Genomic DNA, 21,316 nt, shown 5'->3' with positions numbered 1-21,316 from the left:
AACTACATAAGTAAACTCACTTATTTCCATTAATCTAATCTTAAATCAAACTAATTCTTCCATTATGAATCTGACAGAACTGAAAAACACCCCGATCTCCGAGCTTGTGCGCATCGGGGAAGAACAGATGGGCTTAGAAAATTTAGCCCGTTTACGCAAGCAAGATATTATTTTTTCCATTTTAAAACAACACTCTAAAAGCGGCGAAGACATCTTCGGCGAAGGCGTTTTGGAAATCCTGCAAGACGGTTTCGGTTTCCTGCGTTCGGCGGACAGCTCTTATTTGGCTGGTCCGGATGATATTTATGTGTCGCCAAGCCAAATCCGCCGCTTCAACCTACGTACCGGCGATATGATCGAAGGCAAAATCCGCCCGCCGAAAGAAGGCGAACGCTATTTTGCGCTGTTAAAAATCAAAGAAGTCAATGCCGACCGTCCTGAAATCTCACGTAACAAAATCCTGTTTGAAAACCTCACGCCATTACACGCCAACTCACGCATGCGCATGGAGCGCGGCAACGGTTCGACCGAAGATTTAACCGCGCGCGTATTGGATTTGGCTGCGCCGATTGGTAAAGGACAGCGTGGTTTGATAGTGGCGCCGCCGAAAGCCGGTAAAACCATGTTGCTGCAAAATATCGCGCAAAGTATCACCCACAACTACCCTGAATGCGTATTGATGGTGTTACTGATCGACGAACGTCCGGAAGAGGTCACCGAAATGCAACGTTTGGTCAAGGGCGAAGTCGTCGCCTCGACGTTCGACGAACCGGCGGCACGCCATGTGCAAGTCGCCGAGATGGTAATCGAAAAAGCCAAACGCTTGGTTGAACATAAAAAAGACGTGGTCATTCTATTAGACTCGATCACCCGCTTGGCCCGCGCCTACAACACCGTTACGCCCGCCTCCGGCAAAGTATTGTCGGGTGGGGTGGATGCCAATGCCTTGCACCGTCCGAAACGCTTTTTCGGTGCGGCACGTAACGTAGAAGAAGGCGGCAGCTTAACCATTATCGCTACCGCACTTGTGGATACCGGCTCCAAAATGGACGAAGTCATCTACGAAGAGTTTAAAGGTACCGGTAATATGGAATTGCATTTATCGCGTAAAATCGCGGAAAAACGCGTATTCCCGGCGATTGACTTCAACCGCTCCGGCACACGTAAAGAAGAGCTGCTCACCACGCCGGACGAGCTGCAAAAAATGTGGATTCTACGCAAAATCGTACACCCGATGGGCGAAATCGAAGCGATGGAATTCCTGATAGACAAGCTCTCCATGGCAAAAACCAACGAAGAGTTTTTCGATATTATGAAACGTTCGTAATTGCTATCAAGTCTGATACCGAAACGCCCGCGAATGCGGGCGTTTTAATTGGGTTTGTTACACAAAAGTGCGGTCAAACCGCACTTTTGCTTATAACGCTAGTTAGAACAGCTCTTCCACACGCGGACCGGAGCCGTCGCCCGGGTTGACCATAATCTTATAGCCTTGCTCACGGATATAATGCCGGGTCGGTTCGGTACCTTTGATAAAATATTCGTTGCGTCCGCCGCTGTCGGTCAACAAACCGCTGGACTTATCAATGCGTTTTTCGATGATGTTCGGCGGCAACGGATCGGCGCGTTCCGGTATGTTTTCCAACGCTTTTTTCATATATTCCCGCCACGCCGGCATCGCGGTGCTTGCACCGGCTTCGCCGCGGCCCAAATCATATTTATTATCGTCAAAACCGACATACACTGCTGTGGCGAAATTGGCACCGTAGCCGGCATACCACGCCACTTTCGAGTTATTGGTAGTACCGGTTTTACCGCCGACATCACTGCGTTTGATCTCATTCGCCATGCGCCAGCCGGTGCCTTTCCAACCGCTGCCTTGCTCGCCGTAGATCCCAGAGTGCAGCGCACTGCGGATTAAAAATGCCAACTCGCCACTGATCACCCGTGGGGCAAGTTGCGGTTCTTGGCTTTGCGCACGGGCTTGCGCCAACAATCCCGGTCCGTCTTGCAACCGGCTGTTGCCGATTTGCAATTCCGGAATATCCGGCACGGTTTCCGGCTGTTGATCCGGATCGCCGTCGGCATTGGCGGCGAGATTCACTCCGCTTTCATCAGTTTGCCCGTTTTCTATGCTTTGATCCAATAATTCCAGTTTTTGCTGTTCGCCATAAATCACGGGAATATCATTACAGCCGAAACACGCCACTTTCGGGTTGGCAAGATAAATTTCTTTACCCTCATGATCCAAAATTTTCTCGATAATAAACGGATCAATCAAGAAACCTCCGTTATCAAACACCGCATAGCCGCGCGCCATTTCCAACGGGGTAAATGAGGCCGCCCCCAGTGCCAAGGCTTCCGTTGCCTGATACTGATCACGTTTGAAGCCGAAACGCGGCAAGAAATCCGCCACATAATCAATGCCGACCATTTGCACCGCCCGCACCATCATTACGTTTTTCGATTGTGCCAAGCCTTGGCGCAAACGTAACTGCCCGTCGTAACGGTTAGGCGAATTTTTCGGCGACCACGGTTTTTGCCCCGGAATGCGGATGGTAATCGGGCTGTCGTTTAAAATCGTGGCAAGACTCAAACCTTTATCCATTGCCGCCGCATAAATAAATGGTTTAATCGATGAACCGACCTGCACCATCGATTGCGTGGCGCGGTTGAATTTACTTTGTCCGAAGCTAAAACCGCCGACAATCGCCTCAATCGCGCCGTTATCACTGTTTAACGAGACCAACGCCGAATTGGCGCGCGGCAACTGCCCCAACACCCACTCCTGTTTACTGTTTTGTCGAATCCAAATTTGTTCGCCCACTTTGACTTTCGGACTATTCGCCGTGGCATTCGCCCATTTCATCGCCGAAAACGGCAGCGGCATGCTTTCGCCCGAGGCAAGCAACAAATTTACACCCTCCTTATCAATCGCCATCACTGCCGCCGGTACTAACGGTTCGGAATTCGGGATTTTTTTCAGGAAACCGATAATCCGCTCGTGCTCCCACGCGGTTTCATTGGCTTTCCACAGCGGCGCACCGCCACGATAACCATGGCGCATATCGTAATTAATCAGATTATTGCGCACCGCAATCTGAGCATTGCGTTGATCGGTGGAATCGACGGTGGTATAGACTTTATACCCTTTCGTGTAGGCATTTTCTTCGCCGTACAGTTTGACCATTTCCTGCCGCACCATTTCGGTGACATATTCCGCCTGAAAATCCAATTGACTGCCGTGGTAACTGGCAACCAACGGCTCGTCGCGCGCTTGTTGATACTGTTGTTGTGAAATATAACCTTCCTCCAACATCCGCCCCAACACCACGTTGCGCCGCTCGGTCGCGCGCTGTAACGAATATAATGGATTCATGGTCGACGGCGCTTTCGGCAAGCCGGCAATCATCGCCATTTCGCTGAGGGTTAATTGGTTTAAATCCTTACCGAAATAGGTTTTTGCCGCGGCGGCGACACCGTAAGAGCGATAGCCGAGATAAATTTTGTTCAGATACAGTTCTAAAATTTCATCTTTATTCAGATTTTTTTCGATTTCAATCGCCAAAATCGCTTCACGCACCTTGCGCAGCAAGGTTTTTTCCGGAGTTAAGAAAAAGTTGCGCGCCAGCTGTTGGGTGATGGTACTCGCCCCTTGCGAAGCGCCGCCATCGCTGATCGCCACTTTCAAGGCGCGCGCGATCCCGATCGGATCCAAGCCGTAATGGGCATAAAAACGGCTGTCCTCGGTTGCCAACACCGCTTGTTTCAACGGTTCTGGAATCTGTGCCAAGCTGACCGGAATCCGCCGCTGCTCGCCCACTTCGCCGATTAATTTTCCGTCCGCGGTATAGATTTGCATAGGCTGTTGCAGCTCGATATTGCGCAAGGTTGCGACATCCGGCAGCTCGGATTTGATATGGAAATAGGTAATCGCTATTATCACACATCCCAAAATTGTCAAGGTCAATAAACTACTAAATATTAATTTTACGATCTTCACCGAAAACTTCTCTCTTCAAAGTCAATTATCAAACGAATTTGCGCCACACTACTTGCCACATCAAATTATTTTACACGTTATCGCACACATTGAGGATCTTTTTACAATGACAACCGCTATATTCCGTGCGCCGAAACTGAAAGTCGGCATTTATCAAAATCAACAGCATATCGAAGTGGCACTGCTGGATCCGCAACGGCAACCGCACTTTTATCGGATCGATTCGAGCGAATTGGCACAACTCACCCCGTTACTAAGACAACAATTTGCGTCCACTATATCAAATAAAGCGCGATTTTTTTATATTTCCTGCTTGGAACCGCACTTGCTGTGGCAAAAACACCTGCTGTTGCCGCGCGTAGCACCGCATGAGCGTTACCGTCAAGTCAAACTGATTATCAAACAGCAACTGCCGAGCGACGAGTCGCAAATTCTGTTTGATTTTATCGCTACGCCGATACCGCATAACAACACGAAGCAATATATTGATTACGTACAAATTTTTGCGGCAAAAAGGCAAAACGTTTTACGCTGCTGCGAACGGTTGGCGCCGCTAAGATTAAATGCGTTGGATTTCTATGCCCATGCGCTGTTGCGTGCCTTTGTTTATGTCAGCCAAGCCGCCGTCGATGAAACTTCGTTGTTTATTTATCAAGACAACCGACCGAACGCGGAAAAACTGGTGCTGTTACAGCAATATCCCGATCGTTTAATCCAAAGCTATGAAAAAAAATTGTCGCTGACCGCACTTTTACAGCTGTTTTTCCAACATGCGCCGCCGAATCAAATCCGGCGCTGTGTGATTTATGCCGCGCCAAGTGCGGTGCAAGCCGCAAGGTCAATCCTGCCCGCACAGGTCGAATTGATCGCGATCGATCCGGCGCAATACCCCTATTTTATCGCCTTGGGCTGCGCCCTTTGGCAAACTCAGCACTGGCAAACCAAAGGATTCGTCAATGGCAATTAATCTGTTGGATTGGCGAACAACGCAACTGCGCCGTCAACAAATCCAATTTGTTTGTCGGGTTGCGATTAGCGTGCTGATCGGCTGCGGGCTGCTGCACGGTTTGCACGGCTATCAACAGCGCCTGCAACACGAATTGGCGCAACAACGGCAACAGCAAACAGCACTTCGTCAACAGAACCAAGATTTACAGCGGCAAATTCAGCAGCTGCAAGCGCAAACGGATGGGAAACCGCCGAGTGAAAGTGCGGTGATCGACGCTGAAAACCTCGCGCTGTTTCTTAATTTACTCCGTGCGCTGCCACTGCAAGACGGACGTTTGACCTTCGCCGGTCTTACGCCGTCAACACCGCCGCAAACACAGCTGGCGCTGCACGGTTATACGCTGTCGGCGCACAGCGTCGAGCAACTCAAAGCCTATCTGGCACAAGCCTTGCCGACAAGCGCAACCCTTGAATTAACCCGATTTGAACTGGCGCCTGCCGAACGGCAAGACGCGCAATTTACCTTTGTGTTTCAAATTCAACTCATCCCCGAACAGGAGCAACCGCAATAATGCCACTACAACCCTATTCCCCGCTTGCCAGATTTATCGGCGCGTCATGGCGTTTACAGTTAATCTGCGCCGTCGTGCTGTTGACTGTCGCTGCGGCAAACCCGTTGTGGGAAATTCGACAACTGTTACAACAGCAAGACCAAACCGCACTTGCCAATCAGCAACAGCAGATGGCATTGCAACAGAAACAGCAAGTGATTGCGCTGTTAAATCAGAAAGCCAACGAGATGAAAAAAACGCTCGATCCGCAACTGGCGGCGCAAATCTCACCGTTGAATCAGCGGATACAAAGTGCGGTCAGCGCGCAAGCCGGATTGCACATCCGCCGACAAGCATGGCGGTTTTCCGCTATGCCGCAGTTACAGCTGGAACTGGAGGGACGCTTCAGCGCCATTCAGCGTTTTCTGCGCCAACTGCAACCGCACTTTGCCGAATTGTCGTTGCTAACATTGGAACTCAGCCATGCCGACACACAACGCAGCACTCTCGCCCATTTGACGTTACAACTGACGGAAGCGAAACATGATGAAGAAAAATAATTACTTACTCAGCCTATTGCTATTTGCCAGCCATTTCACGCTTGCTGCCAGCAACGATATGGGACAGGATCCGTTTGCGTTTGCGCCACGGCAGACGCCGCCTTCCGTCGGCAACGCAGCATTAAACTGTACCGAACCTGGCGATTGGCTCATGGATACCCTGCCGTTAGTACAACTCAAGCCGGTCGGCGTAATCCAATACGGCAGCGACGACGCCGTGGTGCTGTGGTTAACGGCAAACGGGGTGATTATCGACAGCCGTCTCGAGCAAGTGATCGCACAAGAGCAATGGCAAATCGTGCAAATTGAAGCGCAGCGCATTCGTTTACAACAATGCGGCAATCCGAGCCAGCAGAAAACCATTCATTTATAATAGGAAAACATCATGCAAAAAGGGATACAAACCGCACTCGTGTTATTATGTTGGCTGTTAAGTGCGGTCGCCGCCGGCCATGCCAAGCAGCCGCGCGATAACGGATTTACGCTGGTCTTAAAACAAGCGCCGTTAGTCGGCACGCTGCACTATTTAGCCCAGCAACAAGAGGTCAATTTAGTGGTTGATGACGAACTGCAAGGCAATATCAGCCTGAATTTAAAACGGACTAATTTCGATCAATTACTGCAAGCGGTGAGTAAAATCCATGCGTTAGAGATTGAAAAATTTGAAGGCAGCTATTTTATCCGCCCGCGCCAAGCGGCAAACGGCACGCCGACAAACCCGCAAACCGCACTTTCAACCCAACCAGCCCTGCAAACGGTGAAAATTCCGCTGCAACACGCCAAAGCCTCGGAAATCATGCAATCGCTCAACAGCGGCAGTGGTTCGTTGCTTTCGGCAAGCGGCAGTATTACGTTTGATGATCGCAGCAACAGCCTGATTCTACAAGAACAACCGCAAGCGCTTGCCAACTTGCGCAAGATTATCCAACAGCTGGATCAGCCGACACAGCAAGTGTTGATTGAAGCTCGAATTGTAACAATCAGCGATGAAAGCCTGCACGAACTGGGCACCCGCTGGGGGTTGTTCGACAGCACGGCGCAAGCGCGCCGATTCAGCGGCAGCTTGGATGCCAACGGGTTTACCGATGTGGCAAATAATCTGAACATCAACTTCGGCAGCGATTACGCCAATGCCGCCAGGGTTTCACTGCAAGTGGCGAAAATTAACAGCCGCTTGTTGGATTTAGAGTTGACCGCACTTGAGCGCGAAAATAACGTCAATATTATCGCCAGCCCGCGCCTGCTGACCACCAACAAACGCAGTGCCAGCATTAAACAGGGCACGGAGATTCCCTATCTGGTGACCAATAAAAACGAAACGCAAAGCGTTGAATTCCGTGACGCCGTATTGGGCTTGGAAGTGACGCCGCATATTTCCCACGATGACACCATTTTATTGGATTTAATGATTAGCCAAAATTCACCGGGCAACAGCGTTGCCTATGGCAATCATCAGATGACCACGATTGACAAACAGGAAATTCAAACCCAAGTGTTTGCCCGCCACGGCGAAACCATCGTGCTCGGCGGCGTGTTTCACGACACCTTTGTCGACGGTCGGGATAAAGTGCCGCTGTTGGGTGATGTGCCGGGAATCAAGCATGTATTCGGCAAAGAGACCCAACGCCAGGCCAAACGCGAATTGGTGATTTTTGTCACACCGCACATCGTCAAATCCCCGACCAAAGAAGCAACCCGCAACAATAATCCGGCACAAAATCCGTCTGCTCCGCGCCCATTTGCCTACGGATTTTAGTCTAATTTGTGTTTTTATTGATTAAATCGGGTAATACGGTTGAAAACAGGGGCGTTTTATTGCGATAATTGCCCCCTTAACTTAAAGTTGAAGCTCGCGGGGTGTTTTACTACTTAGCGTGCCGTGATTCGGCAACAGCACCGCTCTTTTATATACCTTCGACACTCTGATTAATCATAACATTAACAAGAATTTAGAATAACATGGCTGAAAAACGTAATATCTTTTTAATTGGGCCGATGGGCGCAGGCAAAAGCACAATCGGTCGCCAGCTTGCCCAAATCCTCGGGATGGAATTTATCGATTCCGACAACGAAATCGAACAACGCGCCGGTGCCGACATCAGTTGGATTTTTGATGTCGAGGGCGAGGCGGGTTTTCGCAAACGCGAAGAACGGATTATCAACGAACTGACCCAACGCCAAGGCATTGTCCTGTCGACCGGCGGCGGTGCGATTTTATCCAAAGAAACCCGTAATCATCTGTCCGCACGCGGCACGGTGGTCTATTTGGAAACCACCGTTGATAAACAGCACCAACGCACCTTGCGCGACAAAAAACGCCCGTTGTTGCAAGGCGTTGCCGATCCGCGCCAGGTGTTGGAAGATTTGGCAAAAACACGTAATCCGCTGTATGAGCAAATTGCCGATATTACCATGAGCACCGACGAGCAAAACGCGAAAAATATGGCTAACCATTTGATTGATCTGTTGGAGCAATATTCTTCGGTCAATTGATTTCTGTTTTTTGCTTTCCTTTACCCACTGGAGATGACAACATGACTGCGCAAAATACGATTGAAGTCAATGTAGAGTTAAAAGAGCGTCGCTATCCGATTCGGATCGGCAGCGGTCTTTTAAGCCAATCCGAAAGCTATGCGCCATTGCAACAGGGCGATAAAGTCATGATTGTCAGCAACCCGACGGTGGCGGCACACTATCTGGCAACCGTCAGCGAGGCATTGCAACAATTAGGCTGTCAGGTGGAATCGGTGTTAATTCCCGACGGCGAACAATATAAAACGCTAGAATCACTCAATCTGATTTTCACCGCACTTTTACAAGCCAATCACGGGCGTGACACCACCATCGTCGCACTCGGCGGCGGCGTGGTCGGCGATATTGCCGGTTTTGCGGCGGCAAGCTATCAGCGTGGCGTGCGTTTGTTGCAAATTCCGACCACCTTGTTATCACAAGTCGACTCCTCCGTCGGCGGTAAAACCGGCGTGAACCACGCGCTTGGCAAAAATATGATCGGCGCATTTCACCAACCTTGCGCGGTAATTATCGACAGCAACACCTTAAATAGCTTACCGAAACGCGAAGTGTTTGCCGGTTTAGCCGAAGTGATTAAATACGGCGCGATTTTGGATCTGCCGTTTTTTGAATGGTTGGAACAGAACATTGACAGATTGGTGAAATTGAACACCGAAGCCCTGCATTTCTGCCTCAAGCGTTGCTGCGAAATCAAAGCCGAAGTGGTGGCACGCGATGAAACCGAACAAGGCGATCGCGCGTTGCTTAATCTTGGACATACGTTCGGGCATGCCATCGAAACCCATTTAGGCTACGGCAACTGGCTGCACGGCGAAGCGGTCGCGGTCGGTATGCTGATGGCAGCGGCACAATCGCATTTATTGGGCGATCTGACACAGCAAGATGTGTTCCGCCTCGAAAAACTGTTGGCACAGGCGAATTTGCCGACCATTTCGCCGGACGGCATGAGCGCCGATGATTATCTGCCGTTGATGATGCGTGATAAAAAAGTGCTTGCCGGTAAATTGCGTTTGGTGTTGCTGAAAAAGCTGGGGCAAGCCTACGTTGCCAAAGACAGCGATCCGCAGTTAGTGTGTCAAGCGATCAACGCTTGTAGCCAATTTGACTGACCCAGTTGCCTGAAAAAATGCCAGTATCCGCTAACCGCTTGCCAAAACACCGCCCGTTTTTAAAATGGGCGGGCGGTAAATTTCGCCTGACCGATGAAATCAACAAGCTATTGCCCAAAAACAAACCGATTCTGATTGAGCCGTTTGTCGGCGCAGGTTCGGTGTTTTTAAATTCCAATTTTAAACGGTATATTCTGGCAGATCTGAATCCTGATCTGATTAATCTGTTCAACGTGGTAAAAACCGATGTTGATCATTTTGTGGCGGAAAGTACCAAGCTGTTTCGCCACCCCAATGCCAACAGCGCGGAGTTTTACTACCGCCAACGCGATGAATTCAACCGCACTTCAGATATTTTTGTGCGCTCAGCGCTGTTTGTATATCTCAACCGTTTCGGCTACAACGGTTTGTGCCGCTACAACAGCAAAGGCTTGTTTAACGTGCCGTTCGGCGCCTATGTGAAACCCTATTTTCCCGAAACTGAAATCCGCTATTTCAGCCATAAAGCGCAACACGCCAGCTTTCACTGTGCAACCTTTCAAAGCAGCTTTGAACTCGCCAGCCATGACAGTGTAGTTTACTGTGATCCGCCCTATGCGCCATTGCAACAGCTCTCGAATTTCACCCACTATGCCGGTAACGGTTTCAGTTTAGCGCAACAGCAAGAACTGGCGGACCTCGCCAAACAGTGCGCCGAACAACACCGCACTTCGGTGGTGATCTCTAACCACGACACGCCATTCACGCGTGAAATTTATCAAGGCGCGAGATTTAAGAAACTGATCGTCCAACGCCACATCAGCCAAAATGGCGAAAACCGCAGTAAGGTGAATGAGTTGATTGCGGTGTTTAAGCACAGATAACAGTTTGCATTTATCACTACTGTTTTTCGCCTCGTCGGCGACCGCACTTTGTCTTTTTACTTTCCGCTGAAAATTGTCTATCGGGTTTCGCCGATGGCGACTTTTTTTAATCACTATCGCTATTTCGCCTCTCGGCGAAACACGATAATTTAATTTTAGATGAATGAAAAAAAATCACCCCGCCAACTCCGGATTAATCTTAAATTCCAATCTCGTTGCTTGCGGAAACACCTCTTGCGCCAATGCCAACAACTCAGCCTGACGGAACAAAATCCCCTGCTTTAAACTGGCGTTTTGCACCTCGCAGTAAATCACCTCATCACGAATCGTCGCGACCCGAAAACGCCCGCGGAAAACGTCTGGAAAACGCTGCTGCAACTGATTATTCAGATCGCCCAGAAAGAGCGCCCGACGGGCGATTTCAGCAAACGAACTCTGCTCAACCAACTGCTGAATATTTTTCATTTTATTTTGACGGGTTTTATTTGGCTTCATGGCTGTTTTTCCGCTTGTTTTTCCCTAATTTGTCCCGATATGTATGACATAGGCTCAGTGATGTTCTATAATAACACACATTTTTAGCAATCCTGCTTTCACACCAGCTTAGGCAATATCGTTGATGAATCTGTTTCGAGGCTACAACAAATCCGCTCGTAAACCGCACTTTTGGTCACAATTCCTGTTGGGAATGTTGGCGATTTTGTCGTTGCCGCTCCAAGCTAATCCGACACAAGAGCAACAAACTTATAGCCAAGCCTATCAACTGCAACAAAGCGAGCAACAAAAACCGCTTGCCCCGTTGTTTTATCAGCAACAACAGCGCCAAATCCAGCTACAGCAACGGATCCGGCACACACCTTCACAACATTTGTTTGTTGAAAAACAAGCGTTAATAGGTGACACGGTTAAAGCGGTACCGCCAATCCGCGCCGGACCGCACTTTTCCTTCTCATGATAAGTTATTCACTATTTTTGCCGATTGCGCCTGAATGGCGATCGCACTGAGCAAAGTGCGGTTTTTGTATCCTTCATTCGCCCGGCAAAGCCCGATTTAAGTCATTTAAAAAGAGATAGAAAAGTATTATGTTTAAAGCCATTGCAACCAAAATTTTCGGCAGCCGTAATGATCGTATTCTGCGCCGCCTCAACAAACGCGTTCAACAAATCAACCAACTGGAAGCGCAATACCAAGCCCTGAGCGATGAAGAGCTGAAAGCCAAAACCGCGGAATTCAAAGCCCGTTTAGCACAAGGCGAAACCCTCGATAAAATCCTGCCGGAAGCCTTTGCCACCGTGCGCGAAGCAAGCCAACGCACACTCGGCATGCGTCCGTTTGATGTGCAATTAGTCGGCGGCATGATCTTGAATGATCGTTGTATCGCCGAAATGCGCACCGGGGAAGGCAAAACCTTGACCGCAACCCTGCCTTGCTATTTAAATGCCTTGACCGGGCGCGGCGTGCACGTGGTCACCGTCAATGATTATTTGGCGCGCCGCGATGCGGAGACCAACCGTCCGCTGTTTGAATTTTTAGGCTTGACCGTCGGCGTCAATATCCCCGGATTAGCGCCGGAACAAAAACGCGCCGCCTACGCCGCCGATATCACCTACGCCACCAACAGCGAACTGGGTTTTGACTACCTGCGCGATAACTTGGCGCATTCGCCGCAAGACCGTTTCCAGCGTCCGTTATATTATGCCTTGGTCGATGAGGTCGATTCGATTTTAATCGACGAAGCGCGTACGCCGTTGATTATTTCCGGACAAGCGGAAGACAGCTCCGATTTGTATATTGCGATTGATAAATTGATTCCGAAGCTGGTGTTCCAAGAAAAAGAAGACAGCGAGGAATATCAAGGCGACGGCGATTACACGCTTGACTTGAAAAATAAACAGGCGTTTTTAACCGAACGCGGTCAGGAAAAAATCGAAAATTTATTAATCGAAGCCGGTTTGATGAAAGAAGGCGATTCACTGTATTCGCCGTCGAAAGTCAGCTTGTTGCACCACGTTTATGCGGCGTTGCGTGCGCATACCCTGTTTGAACGCAATGTGGATTATATCGTCAAAGACGGCGAAATCGTGATTGTGGATGAACACACCGGGCGCACTATGCAAGGCCGCCGCTGGTCGGAAGGCTTGCACCAAGCGATCGAAGCGAAAGAAAACGTACAAATTCAAAGCGAAAACCAAACCACCGCGTCGATCACCTATCAAAACTATTTCCGTCTGTATGAAAAACTGGCTGGGATGACCGGCACGGCAGACACCGAAGCCTTTGAGTTCCAACAAATTTACGGATTGGAAACCGTGGTGGTGCCAACCAACAAACCGATGATCCGCGATGACCGCACCGATTTAATGTACAAAAACGAAGAAGACAAATTCGCCGCGATTGTCGCCGATATTAAAGAAGCGATTGCACGTAATCAGCCGGTGTTGGTCGGTACAATTTCGATCGAAAAATCAGAATTGTTATCAAAAACCCTAACCAAAGCCGGGATCAAACATAACGTGCTGAACGCCAAATTCCATGCACAAGAAGCGGAAATCGTGGCGGATGCCGGTGTGCCGGGTGCGGTCACCATCGCCACCAATATGGCGGGACGTGGTACGGACATCGTGTTGGGTGGAAACTGGAAGGCGGAAATCGCCAAACTGGAAAATCCAACGGAAGAGCAGATTGCCAAAATCAAAGCTGACTGGGCGGAACGCAATAAAATTGTGACCGAAGCCGGCGGCTTGCATATTATCGGCACCGAACGCCATGAATCGCGTCGGATCGACAACCAGCTGCGCGGTCGTTCCGGGCGTCAGGGCGACCCGGGCTCCTCCCGTTTCTATTTGTCGTTAGATGACGCTTTAATGCGGATTTATCTGAACGAAGGCAAGCTGAATATGATGCGCAAAGCCTTCAGCGAGCCGGGCGAGGCAATGGAATCCAAGCTGTTGGCAAAAGTGATCGCCAGTGCGCAAGCCAAAGTGGAATCACACAACTTTGACGGACGGAAAAACCTGTTGCAATTCGATGATGTCGCCAATGATCAGCGTCACGCGATTTATACCCAGCGCAATGATTTGTTAGATCACGACGATATTTCCGAGACGATCAACGTGATTCGTCAAGATGTGTTCAACAACACCATCGACCAGTATATTCCGCCGCAATCATTGGAAGAAATGTGGAACATCGACGGTTTGGAACAGCGCCTGAAAACCGACTTTGCCTTAGATTTACCGATTGGCAAATGGTTGGAAGAAGACAACAATTTGCATGAAGAAACCCTGCGCGAACGTATTTTAGCGGCGGCAGTCGCCGAGCATGAACGCAAAGTCGAATTGGTCGGTGCGGACAATATGCGCGCCTTTGAAAAAGGCGTGATGTTACAAATTTTGGATGAATTATGGAAAGAACATCTGGCGGCGATGGATCATCTGCGCCGTGGCATTCACTTGCGCGGTTATGCTCAGAAAGATCCGAAGCAAGAATACAAAAAAGAGTCGTTCCAGATGTTTACCGAGATGTTAGACACCCTGAAATCCACGGTGATCAGCACCCTGAGCAAAGTGCAAGTCCGCACTCAGGAAGAAGTGGAAGAAGCCGAGCGTCTGCGCCGCGAAGCCGCAGAACGCCAAGCAGAAGCCATGCAATATCACCAACATGGCGATGAGGCAAAATCGCAGGATGAAAACGGTGAAGTGGCAAAAGTCAGCCGCAATGCGCCATGCCCATGCGGCTCCGGTAAAAAATACAAATACTGTCACGGCAAGATTAAATAAGATGAATCTATTATAATGGGGCGGCTTGCCCCATTTTTAATACAGGAAAGATCATGACGACACAAACCGCACTTGCCAACCAACCGCAAGCAAAACCACTGATTAAAGTCGCTGTCGGGATTATCCGTAACGAATTCAAACAGATTTTTCTCACCCGTCGTTTAGAAGGCAAAGATTTCGCCCAAAGCTGGGAGTTTCCCGGCGGCAAAGTCGAAGACAATGAGAGTGAAGAACAGGCATTAAAACGCGAACTGGAAGAAGAGATCGGCATTATGGTGCTAAACACCAAACTGTATGAACGTTTTCAGTTTGAATACCCGAAAAAGGTGATTGAGCTGAGTTTTTACTTGGTCGAAGAGTGGCTAAACCAGCCGTTCGGACGTGAGGGACAAGATGGCTTTTGGATCGAACAACACGCCCTCGACCATGGGCAATTTCCGCCGGCAAATAAAAAAATTATCGAGCGGTTATTAAGCGAAAAATAGCGGATTGAAAAAGGGGCATATCAAAATGCCCCTGTCATGCCGCATTAGGGCGCCACTAACGAATTCACCATCTGCTCAAATCGCTGCATACCTAACTCGAATTCGGTATCGCTGATATTCAGTGCAGGGGCAAAACGCAACACGTTTGGGCCGGCAACCAGCAACATCACACCGAAATCATTGGCTTTGCTGCGCAGTTCTGCCGCTTTATCCTGATATTGCGCGCTTAATTCCGCGCCGATTAACAAGCCTAAGCCACGCACACAGTTGAAGATTTTCGCTTTTTGATTGATTGCCTCAAGTCGTTCAATCAGCTGGGCTGAGCGTTGCCGCACCTGTTGCAAAAAGTGCGGTTGGCTGATGATGTCCACTACTTTGTTGCCGACCGCACACGCCAGCGGATTGCCGCCAAAAGTGGTGCCGTGCACGCCCGGCGAGAAACTTTTCGCGATTTTATCGGTAGTCAACATCGCACTGATTGGAAAACCGTTCGCCAACGCTTTGGCTGAAGTCAAAATATCCGGCACCACGCCGTAATGCATATACGCGAAAAATTCGCCGGTTCGCCCTAAGCCTGTTTGCACTTCATCAAAAATCAGTAACGCCTGATATTGATCACACAGTTCGCGCAAACCTTGCAGGAATTCACGTTGCGCCGGTAAAACGCCGCTTTCGCCTTGCACCGGCTCGATAATCACCGCACAAGTGTGGTCATCAATCACGGCTTTGACCGCACTTAAATCATTGAACGGCACATGTACAATGTCCGCCAGTTTCGGTCCGAAGCCGTCGGAATATTTCGGCTGTCCGCCGACGCTGACGGTAAACAGCGTTCTGCCGTGGAAACTTTGCTTAAACGAGATGATTTTGCTTTTTTGATAACCGAAATGATCGACCGCATAACGGCGCGCCAATTTCAATGCGGCTTCATTCGCTTCCGCCCCTGAATTGGCAAACATTACCCGCTCGGCGAAGGTTTTTTCGATCAGTTTTGAGGCAAGTTCCAACGCCGGTTCGCTGGTGAACCAGTTACTTGAATGCCACAGGGTTTCGCCCTGCCGTTTCAGCACCGCCACCACCTCGTCGGGGCAATGCCCCAATGAATTGACCGCCACGCCACTGGTGAAATCAATATAGTCTTTTCCCGCTTGATCCCAAACCGTACTGCCCTTGCCACGCACCGGAATAAAATCCGCAGGGGTATAATTTTGGATCAAAACTTGATCAAAGGTTGCTCTGGTATATTGTGTCATGATTGTTCCTTTTCTATCCTTTAACTCATGCTGTCAACTAAAGTGCGGTGCAATTCTTTGCCTAACATAAAACGATTTGCAGCGCTTATCAATAGGTAATTTGATAACGATTGCAATCGTCTTGTGCTTTCTCGCTTGCTTATGCCATACTTGGATAAAAATCAGTCGATTTAAATCTGATAGGGGGAACGGTATGCATTTTTCGGAACAAGAGAAAAGCCAATTGTTACAGTTGAAATATGTCGGCTTAACCGTGATTGAACGCTTGGAACAGCTTGGAATTTATTCGTTTGAGCAGCTCGCCAAGGAAAAAACTGACGATATTTGCCGGCAAATTTCTGCGGCAATGGGCAGTTCCTGTTGGAAAAACAGTCCGCAAGCAAAGGCGGCGATCAATGCCGCCATTGCATTGGCTAAGCGGGAAAGCTAGCTAGTGCCGCCAACGGTGATATTATCGATTTTCAATGCCGGTTGTCCCACGCCGACCGGTACGCTTTGCCCCTCTTTGCCGCAGACGCCGATCCCCGGATCAAGCTCGCTTTCGTCGGCGACCATGGAGATGTTTTGCATCACCTCAATACCGCTGCCGATCAGGGTTGCACCGACCACGGGTTTGGTGATTTTGCCGTTTTCGATCAGGTAGGCTTCGGAAGCGGAAAACACGAATTTGCCGGAGGTAATATCCACTTGCCCGCCGCCAAAGTGCGGTGCATAAATGCCGTTGTCAACCGAGGCAATCAGCTCATCGAATTTGTTTTCCCCGGCAAGCATATAGGTATTGGTCATGCGCGGCATTGGCAAGTGCGCATAAGATTCACGCCGTCCGTTGCCGGTCGGGGCAACGCCCATTAAGCGCGCATTCAGTTTATCTTGCATATACCCTTTCAATATGCCGTTTTCGATCAACACATTGCGTTGGCTAGGTACACCTTCGTCATCCACCGTCAACGAACCGCGACGGTCGGCAAGCGTGCCGTCATCAATAATCGTACACAGTGGTGAAGTCACCAATTCGCCGATTTTACCGCTGAACAGCGAGGATTTTTTACGGTTGAAATCCCCCTCTAAACCGTGTCCGACCGCTTCGTGCAATAATACGCCCGGCCAGCCTGCGCCCAGCACCACCGGCATCATGCCCGCCGGCGCTTGTACCGCACTTAGCTTGACTAACGCCTGACGCACCGCTTCTTTGGCAAACCACACTGCACGGCTTACGCCTTGGTAATCTTGTAACAACCAATCCAAACCAAAACGCCCGCCGGCTCCTGCGCTACCGCTTTGGCGTTTGCCGTCCTGTTCCACCAACACTGAAACCGACAGACGGATGAGCGGACGAATATCCGCTGCCAGCGTGCCGTCGGTTGCCGCAACCAACATTTCTTCGTAGAGCGAACTGATACTGGCGGAGACTTGAATCACACGCGGATCTTCGGCGCGTGCGGTTTTATCAATCAAATGCAACAGCTCGATTTTTTTCTCACGGCTGAGGCTTTGCAGCGGATTGATCACCGCATAGCGCATTTCCGCTAAAGTCGGTTTTAAAATAATCGGGGTGATTTGCGATTGCGTCGCCCGTGCAATGCCTTTGGTTGCGTCAACACATTGTTGTAATTGGTTGAGGTTGATTTGGTCGGCATAGGCAAACCCGGTTTTTTCGCCGCTGACCGCCCGCACGCCCACGCCGCGATCAATATGAAATCCGCCCTCTTTGATAATGCCGTCTTCCAACACCCAATTTTCATCGGTCGAGGATTGGAAATAGAGATCGGCATAGTCGATTTCGCGTGCGGAAAATTGATCCAGAATATTGGCGAGCTGTGCCACGCTGAGTTGGCTTGCTTCCAACAAAGTTGCAGATACGTTGTTTAAAATTGGGTTTTGCATGAAATTCTCGTTTTGGATGAATGTGATAATGCCGTCGCCTCCCTCCGCATGCGGAGAGAGGGAAATAAAAACGCAGAAGCCATTTTATGGCGCAGTTTACATGATTACGACATCAAATTGTTCTTGGTTATAAAATACTTCGGTTTTGATTTGCACTTGTTTGCCGATAAACACTTCCAATTCGGCTAAAATCCCGTGCGCTTCTTCGTTAATCAGATAGTCCGCCACCGCTCTTGAGGCATAGACCAAAAATTGTTCGCTGTCGTATTGGTGATGAATCCGCACGATTTCGCGCACAATTTCATAACTGACGGTTTCCACCGTTTTCAAACTGCCGCGCCCTTTACACGCCGGACATTCGGTACACAAAACGTGTTCCAAGCTTTCACGGGTGCGTTTGCGCGTCATCTCCACCAAGCCTAACTGAGTGAAACCGTTAACGTTGGTTTTGACCCGGTCACTGGATAACGCTTCATTCAGCGATTGTAACACCCGTTCGCGGTGTTCCTCGCTCTGCATATCGATAAAATCGATAATGATAATGCCGCCCAGATTACGCAGTTGCAGTTGCTGTGCAATGGTTTGCGTGGCTTCGACATTGGTGTTGAAAATGGTCTCTTCCAGATTACGATGTCCGACAAATGCGCCGGTGTTGATATCAATCGTGGTCATCGCTTCGGTCTGCTCGATAATCAGGTAACCGCCGGATTTCAGATTGACGCGTTTTTCCAAACCGCGCTGGATGGCATTTTCCACACCGTAAAGATCAAACAGCGGTTGGTTGCCGACATACAGCGACAAGCGGTTGGTCAGCTCCGGCATAAATTCTTGGGTGAAAGTTTGTACTTCCTGATAAGTCAGTTTGGAATCGATCCGAATCAGATCAATCTGTGTGCCGACAAAATCACGCAAAACGCGTTGTGCCAGCGCCAGTTCACCGTACAGCATGGAACGGGTCGGATATTTGCTTTTGCGTTCCATCACTTTGCGCCATAAACGCTTGAGAAATTGCGCATCTTGTTGCAATTCTTCTTCCGAACAGCCCTCCGAGGCGGTGCGTACGATAAAACCGCCCAGTTCGTCGCAATAGCCTTCCACCAACGCTTTCAAGCGCGCGCGTTCTTCTTCGCTTTCAATCCGCTGTGACACCCCGACATGGCTATTTTCCGGCATAAATACCAAATAACGCGACGGCAAGGTAATGTCAGTGGTCAAACGCGCGCCTTTGGTGCCGAGCGGATCTTTCACCACTTGCACCACAATATCCTGCCCTTCACGCACCAGTTCGCTGATGTCTTTGACGATAAACTGCTTCTTTTCCGACTCATCAACACATTCGGTGTGCGATACAATATCCGAGGCGTGCAAAAAGGCGGCTTTTTCCAAGCCGATATCGACAAACGCCGATTGCATACCGGGCAGCACGCGCATAATCCGCCCTTTATAAATATTGCCGACCAAGCCACGTTTGGCTTCGCGCTCAATATGCACTTCTTTTAACACCCCGGTATCGAGTAACGCAATCCGGGTTTCATTTGGTGTGACGTTCACCAATAATTCTACGCTTGAGGTCATACATTACCTGCTAAATTTAAAAATTAATTCGTTGTATTCTATCGTAAAACCGCACTTGGCAGAAATCGGATTTGAGTTTAGGCAGGTTATTTTTCAGTTATTGTGAACTTACACAAAAGAAATGCGCAAAAGAAAACCCGAACAAGTCGGGTTTTCAGTCAGTTAGTCCGCCAAGCTGTTTTTATTATTCTTCACTTTCCGCTTCAGAAAAACGCTCGATACGCGCCCCTAAACCACGCAATTTTTCTTCGATATGCTCATAGCCGCGATCGATATGATAAATCCGATCAACCACGGTTTCACCGTTGGCGATACAACCTGCCAGTACCAAACTGGCGGAGGCGCGCAAATCGGTCGCCATCACTTCGGCACCGTTCAGATTCGCCACGCCGTAACAAATCGCGGTGTTGCCTTCGATATCGGCTTTCGCACCCATGCGGATTAATTCCGGAATGTGCATAAAACGGTTTTCGAAGATTGTTTCGGTGATAATGCCCGTACCTTCCGCCACCATATTCAATAAGGTGAATTGCGCCTGCATATCGGTCGGGAAACCCGGGTGCGGTGCGGTGCGCACATTGACCGCTCTTGGACGGTAGCCCAGCATATCCAAGGTGATTGTATCTTCGCTAATATCGATTTGCGCACCGGCTTCACGCAGTTTTTCGATGACTGCGTCTAACGTTGAGGCACGCGTGCCACGGCAAACAATGCGCCCGCCGGAAATCGCCGCCGCCACTAAGAAAGTACCGGTTTCGATTCGATCCGGAATCACATGGTGTTCGCCGCCACCCAAACGTTCAACGCCTTCAACGGTGATTAAATCCGTGCCGGCGCCGCTGATCTTCGCACCCAGTTTGTTCAGGAAAAGTGCGGTATCGGTGATTTCCGGTTCACGCGCGGCATTTTCGATAATCGTCGTGCCTTTGGCTAAGGTCGCCGCCATCATCACCGACAAGGTTGCGCCGACGCTGATTTTGTCCATCATGATATTGGCGCCTTTCAAACGCCCGTCCACAAAGGCTTTGACATAACCGTCTTCCAGTTTGATTTTGGCACCCAATTTTTCCAAACCGGAAATGTGCAAATCGACCGGACGCGTGCCAATCGAACAGCCGCCCGGCAAAGAAACCTGCCCTTGGCAAAAGCGCGCCACTAGCGGGGCTAGCGCCCAAATCGAGGCGCGCATGGTTTTCACCAACTCATACGGCGTCACAAAATTATTGATATTCGAAGCGTCGAGATAAACGCTATTTTTGTCTTTTTTCTCAACCGTCACACCCAATTTTTTCAAAATTTTCAGCGTGGTTGACACATCTTTCAAGTCCGGTACATTGGTCAGAGTGACTGGCTCTTCTGCCAAAATCGCAGCAAACAAAATCGGTAATGCCGCATTTTTTGCGCCTGAAATATCAACACTGCCTTTTAAACAGCTTTTGCCGTAAATACGAAACTTTTCCATGAGTTCTCCTTGAAAATCCGAAATAAATTAAAGACCGTTCAATAACCGTGCTTGCTGCCATTTGGCAACGGTGAAGGTTTTGATTGAAAGCGCATGAATTTCATTGCTTGAAATATATTGCATTAACGGCGCATAAATCAGTTGCTGTTGCTTAACTTTACTGATGGAGGCGAAGTCATCACTCACTGCGATCACATTAAAATGGGCATTTTCGCCACTGACAAAAACCTCATCCAAATTGAGTTGCTCGCGCAAAATCGCTTCGATTGCTTGTGCGTCTATTACCTGTGCATTCATTGGTATTTTTCGTT

Annotated in this window: 20 protein-coding genes; 13 read left to right on the top strand and 7 right to left on the bottom strand. The window is 49.4% G+C overall.

Annotation, left to right across the window (positions count from 1 at the left end; genetic code table 11):
* Nucleotides 1-64: 64 nt before the first annotated feature.
* Nucleotides 65-1,327: a transcription termination factor Rho gene (rho, locus tag ACWA5Z_RS07030; RefSeq protein WP_431050925.1), complete on the top strand. Its 1,263-nt coding sequence runs from the start codon at nt 65-67 to the stop codon at nt 1,325-1,327.
* 102 nt (nt 1,328-1,429) lie between these two features.
* On the opposite strand, the gene ACWA5Z_RS07025 is transcribed toward rho, so the two are convergent.
* A complete protein-coding gene (locus ACWA5Z_RS07025) occupies nt 1,430-4,003 on the bottom strand; it encodes a penicillin-binding protein 1A (RefSeq protein ID WP_431050923.1) in 2,574 nt (857 codons plus the stop codon).
* Between the two features lie 106 nt (nt 4,004-4,109).
* Between ACWA5Z_RS07025 and ACWA5Z_RS07020 the strand changes: the two genes are divergently transcribed.
* The 8 genes from ACWA5Z_RS07020 (at nt 4,110) to ACWA5Z_RS06985 (ending at nt 10,566) form a co-directional block, all read left to right on the top strand.
* Nucleotides 4,110-4,970 carry a hypothetical protein gene (locus ACWA5Z_RS07020; RefSeq protein WP_431050921.1) on the top strand — a complete coding sequence of 287 codons (861 nt, stop codon included), beginning with the start codon at nt 4,110-4,112 and terminating at the stop codon, nt 4,968-4,970.
* The gene (locus tag ACWA5Z_RS07015; protein WP_431050919.1) at nt 4,960-5,523 is read left to right on the top strand and encodes a hypothetical protein; all 564 of its coding nucleotides are present in this window, start codon (nt 4,960-4,962) and stop codon (nt 5,521-5,523) included. The genes ACWA5Z_RS07020 and ACWA5Z_RS07015 overlap by 11 nt, the downstream gene beginning before the upstream one ends.
* Nucleotides 5,523-6,062, top strand: a complete 540-nt coding sequence (locus ACWA5Z_RS07010; protein ID WP_431050917.1) for a hypothetical protein — start codon at nt 5,523-5,525, stop codon at nt 6,060-6,062. The genes ACWA5Z_RS07015 and ACWA5Z_RS07010 overlap by 1 nt, the downstream gene beginning before the upstream one ends.
* Entirely contained in the window at nt 6,046-6,435 is a 390-nt protein-coding gene (locus ACWA5Z_RS07005) for a hypothetical protein (protein WP_431050915.1), read from the top strand. Before ACWA5Z_RS07010 ends, ACWA5Z_RS07005 begins: the two co-directional genes overlap by 17 nt.
* Nucleotides 6,436-6,447: 12 nt before the next feature.
* Nucleotides 6,448-7,818: a type IV pilus secretin PilQ gene (gene pilQ / locus ACWA5Z_RS07000; protein WP_431050913.1), complete on the top strand. Its 1,371-nt coding sequence runs from the start codon at nt 6,448-6,450 to the stop codon at nt 7,816-7,818.
* A gap of 203 nt (nt 7,819-8,021) precedes the next feature.
* Nucleotides 8,022-8,555 (top strand): shikimate kinase AroK, encoded by a 534-nt coding sequence (aroK, locus tag ACWA5Z_RS06995; protein WP_431050911.1) that lies wholly within the window; start codon nt 8,022-8,024, stop codon nt 8,553-8,555.
* Nucleotides 8,556-8,596: 41 nt separating this feature from the next.
* Nucleotides 8,597-9,703 (top strand): 3-dehydroquinate synthase, encoded by a 1,107-nt coding sequence (gene aroB / locus ACWA5Z_RS06990; RefSeq protein ID WP_431050909.1) that lies wholly within the window; start codon nt 8,597-8,599, stop codon nt 9,701-9,703.
* 17 nt (nt 9,704-9,720) lie between these two features.
* On the top strand, nt 9,721-10,566 hold the full coding sequence (locus tag ACWA5Z_RS06985; RefSeq protein WP_431050907.1) for a Dam family site-specific DNA-(adenine-N6)-methyltransferase: 846 nt from the start codon (nt 9,721-9,723) through the stop codon (nt 10,564-10,566).
* Nucleotides 10,567-10,740: 174 nt separating this feature from the next.
* On the opposite strand, the gene ACWA5Z_RS06980 is transcribed toward ACWA5Z_RS06985, so the two are convergent.
* Nucleotides 10,741-11,061, bottom strand: a complete 321-nt coding sequence (locus ACWA5Z_RS06980) for a DciA family protein (RefSeq protein ID WP_431050905.1) — start codon at nt 11,059-11,061, stop codon at nt 10,741-10,743.
* A 124-nt stretch (nt 11,062-11,185) separates the two neighbouring features.
* Here ACWA5Z_RS06980 and secM point away from each other — a divergent pair, with 124 nt between their 5' ends.
* The 3 genes from secM (at nt 11,186) to mutT (ending at nt 14,831) form a co-directional block, all read left to right on the top strand.
* Nucleotides 11,186-11,521 carry a secA translation cis-regulator SecM gene (gene secM, locus ACWA5Z_RS06975; protein ID WP_431050903.1) on the top strand — a complete coding sequence of 112 codons (336 nt, stop codon included), beginning with the start codon at nt 11,186-11,188 and terminating at the stop codon, nt 11,519-11,521.
* 128 nt (nt 11,522-11,649) lie between these two features.
* Nucleotides 11,650-14,346, top strand: a complete 2,697-nt coding sequence (gene secA / locus ACWA5Z_RS06970; RefSeq protein WP_431050901.1) for a preprotein translocase subunit SecA — start codon at nt 11,650-11,652, stop codon at nt 14,344-14,346.
* 53 nt (nt 14,347-14,399) lie between these two features.
* Nucleotides 14,400-14,831, top strand: coding sequence for an 8-oxo-dGTP diphosphatase MutT (mutT, locus tag ACWA5Z_RS06965; protein WP_431050899.1), 432 nt, complete (start codon nt 14,400-14,402; stop codon nt 14,829-14,831).
* A gap of 44 nt (nt 14,832-14,875) precedes the next feature.
* Here the strand turns inward: mutT and ACWA5Z_RS06960 are convergent, their stop codons facing one another.
* On the bottom strand, nt 14,876-16,084 hold the full coding sequence (locus ACWA5Z_RS06960) for an aspartate aminotransferase family protein (RefSeq protein ID WP_431050897.1): 1,209 nt from the start codon (nt 16,082-16,084) through the stop codon (nt 14,876-14,878).
* Between the two features lie 193 nt (nt 16,085-16,277).
* Between ACWA5Z_RS06960 and ACWA5Z_RS06955 the strand changes: the two genes are divergently transcribed.
* Nucleotides 16,278-16,514, top strand: a complete 237-nt coding sequence (locus tag ACWA5Z_RS06955) for a recombinase RecA (protein ID WP_431050895.1) — start codon at nt 16,278-16,280, stop codon at nt 16,512-16,514.
* Here ACWA5Z_RS06955 and tldD read toward each other — a convergent pair.
* From tldD to ACWA5Z_RS06935, 4 genes are all read right to left on the bottom strand, one after another.
* A complete protein-coding gene (tldD, locus tag ACWA5Z_RS06950) occupies nt 16,511-17,956 on the bottom strand; it encodes a metalloprotease TldD (RefSeq protein WP_431054308.1) in 1,446 nt (481 codons plus the stop codon). The genes ACWA5Z_RS06955 and tldD overlap by 4 nt on opposite strands.
* Before the next feature lie 108 nt (nt 17,957-18,064).
* On the bottom strand, nt 18,065-19,543 hold the full coding sequence (rng, locus tag ACWA5Z_RS06945; protein WP_431050893.1) for a ribonuclease G: 1,479 nt from the start codon (nt 19,541-19,543) through the stop codon (nt 18,065-18,067).
* Nucleotides 19,544-19,727: 184 nt separating this feature from the next.
* Complete coding sequence (gene murA / locus ACWA5Z_RS06940) at nt 19,728-21,005, bottom strand: UDP-N-acetylglucosamine 1-carboxyvinyltransferase (RefSeq protein ID WP_431050891.1); 1,278 nt, start codon at nt 21,003-21,005, stop codon at nt 19,728-19,730.
* Nucleotides 21,006-21,032: 27 nt separating this feature from the next.
* Nucleotides 21,033-21,287: a BolA family protein gene (locus ACWA5Z_RS06935; protein ID WP_431054307.1), complete on the bottom strand. Its 255-nt coding sequence runs from the start codon at nt 21,285-21,287 to the stop codon at nt 21,033-21,035.
* Nucleotides 21,288-21,316 lie beyond the last annotated feature (29 nt).

The sequence above is a fragment of the Testudinibacter sp. P80/BLE/0925 genome (genome assembly GCF_053570785.1).
Note: the sequence above shows the minus strand (reverse complement) of the source record. Positions and strands in the feature narration are given on the sequence as shown.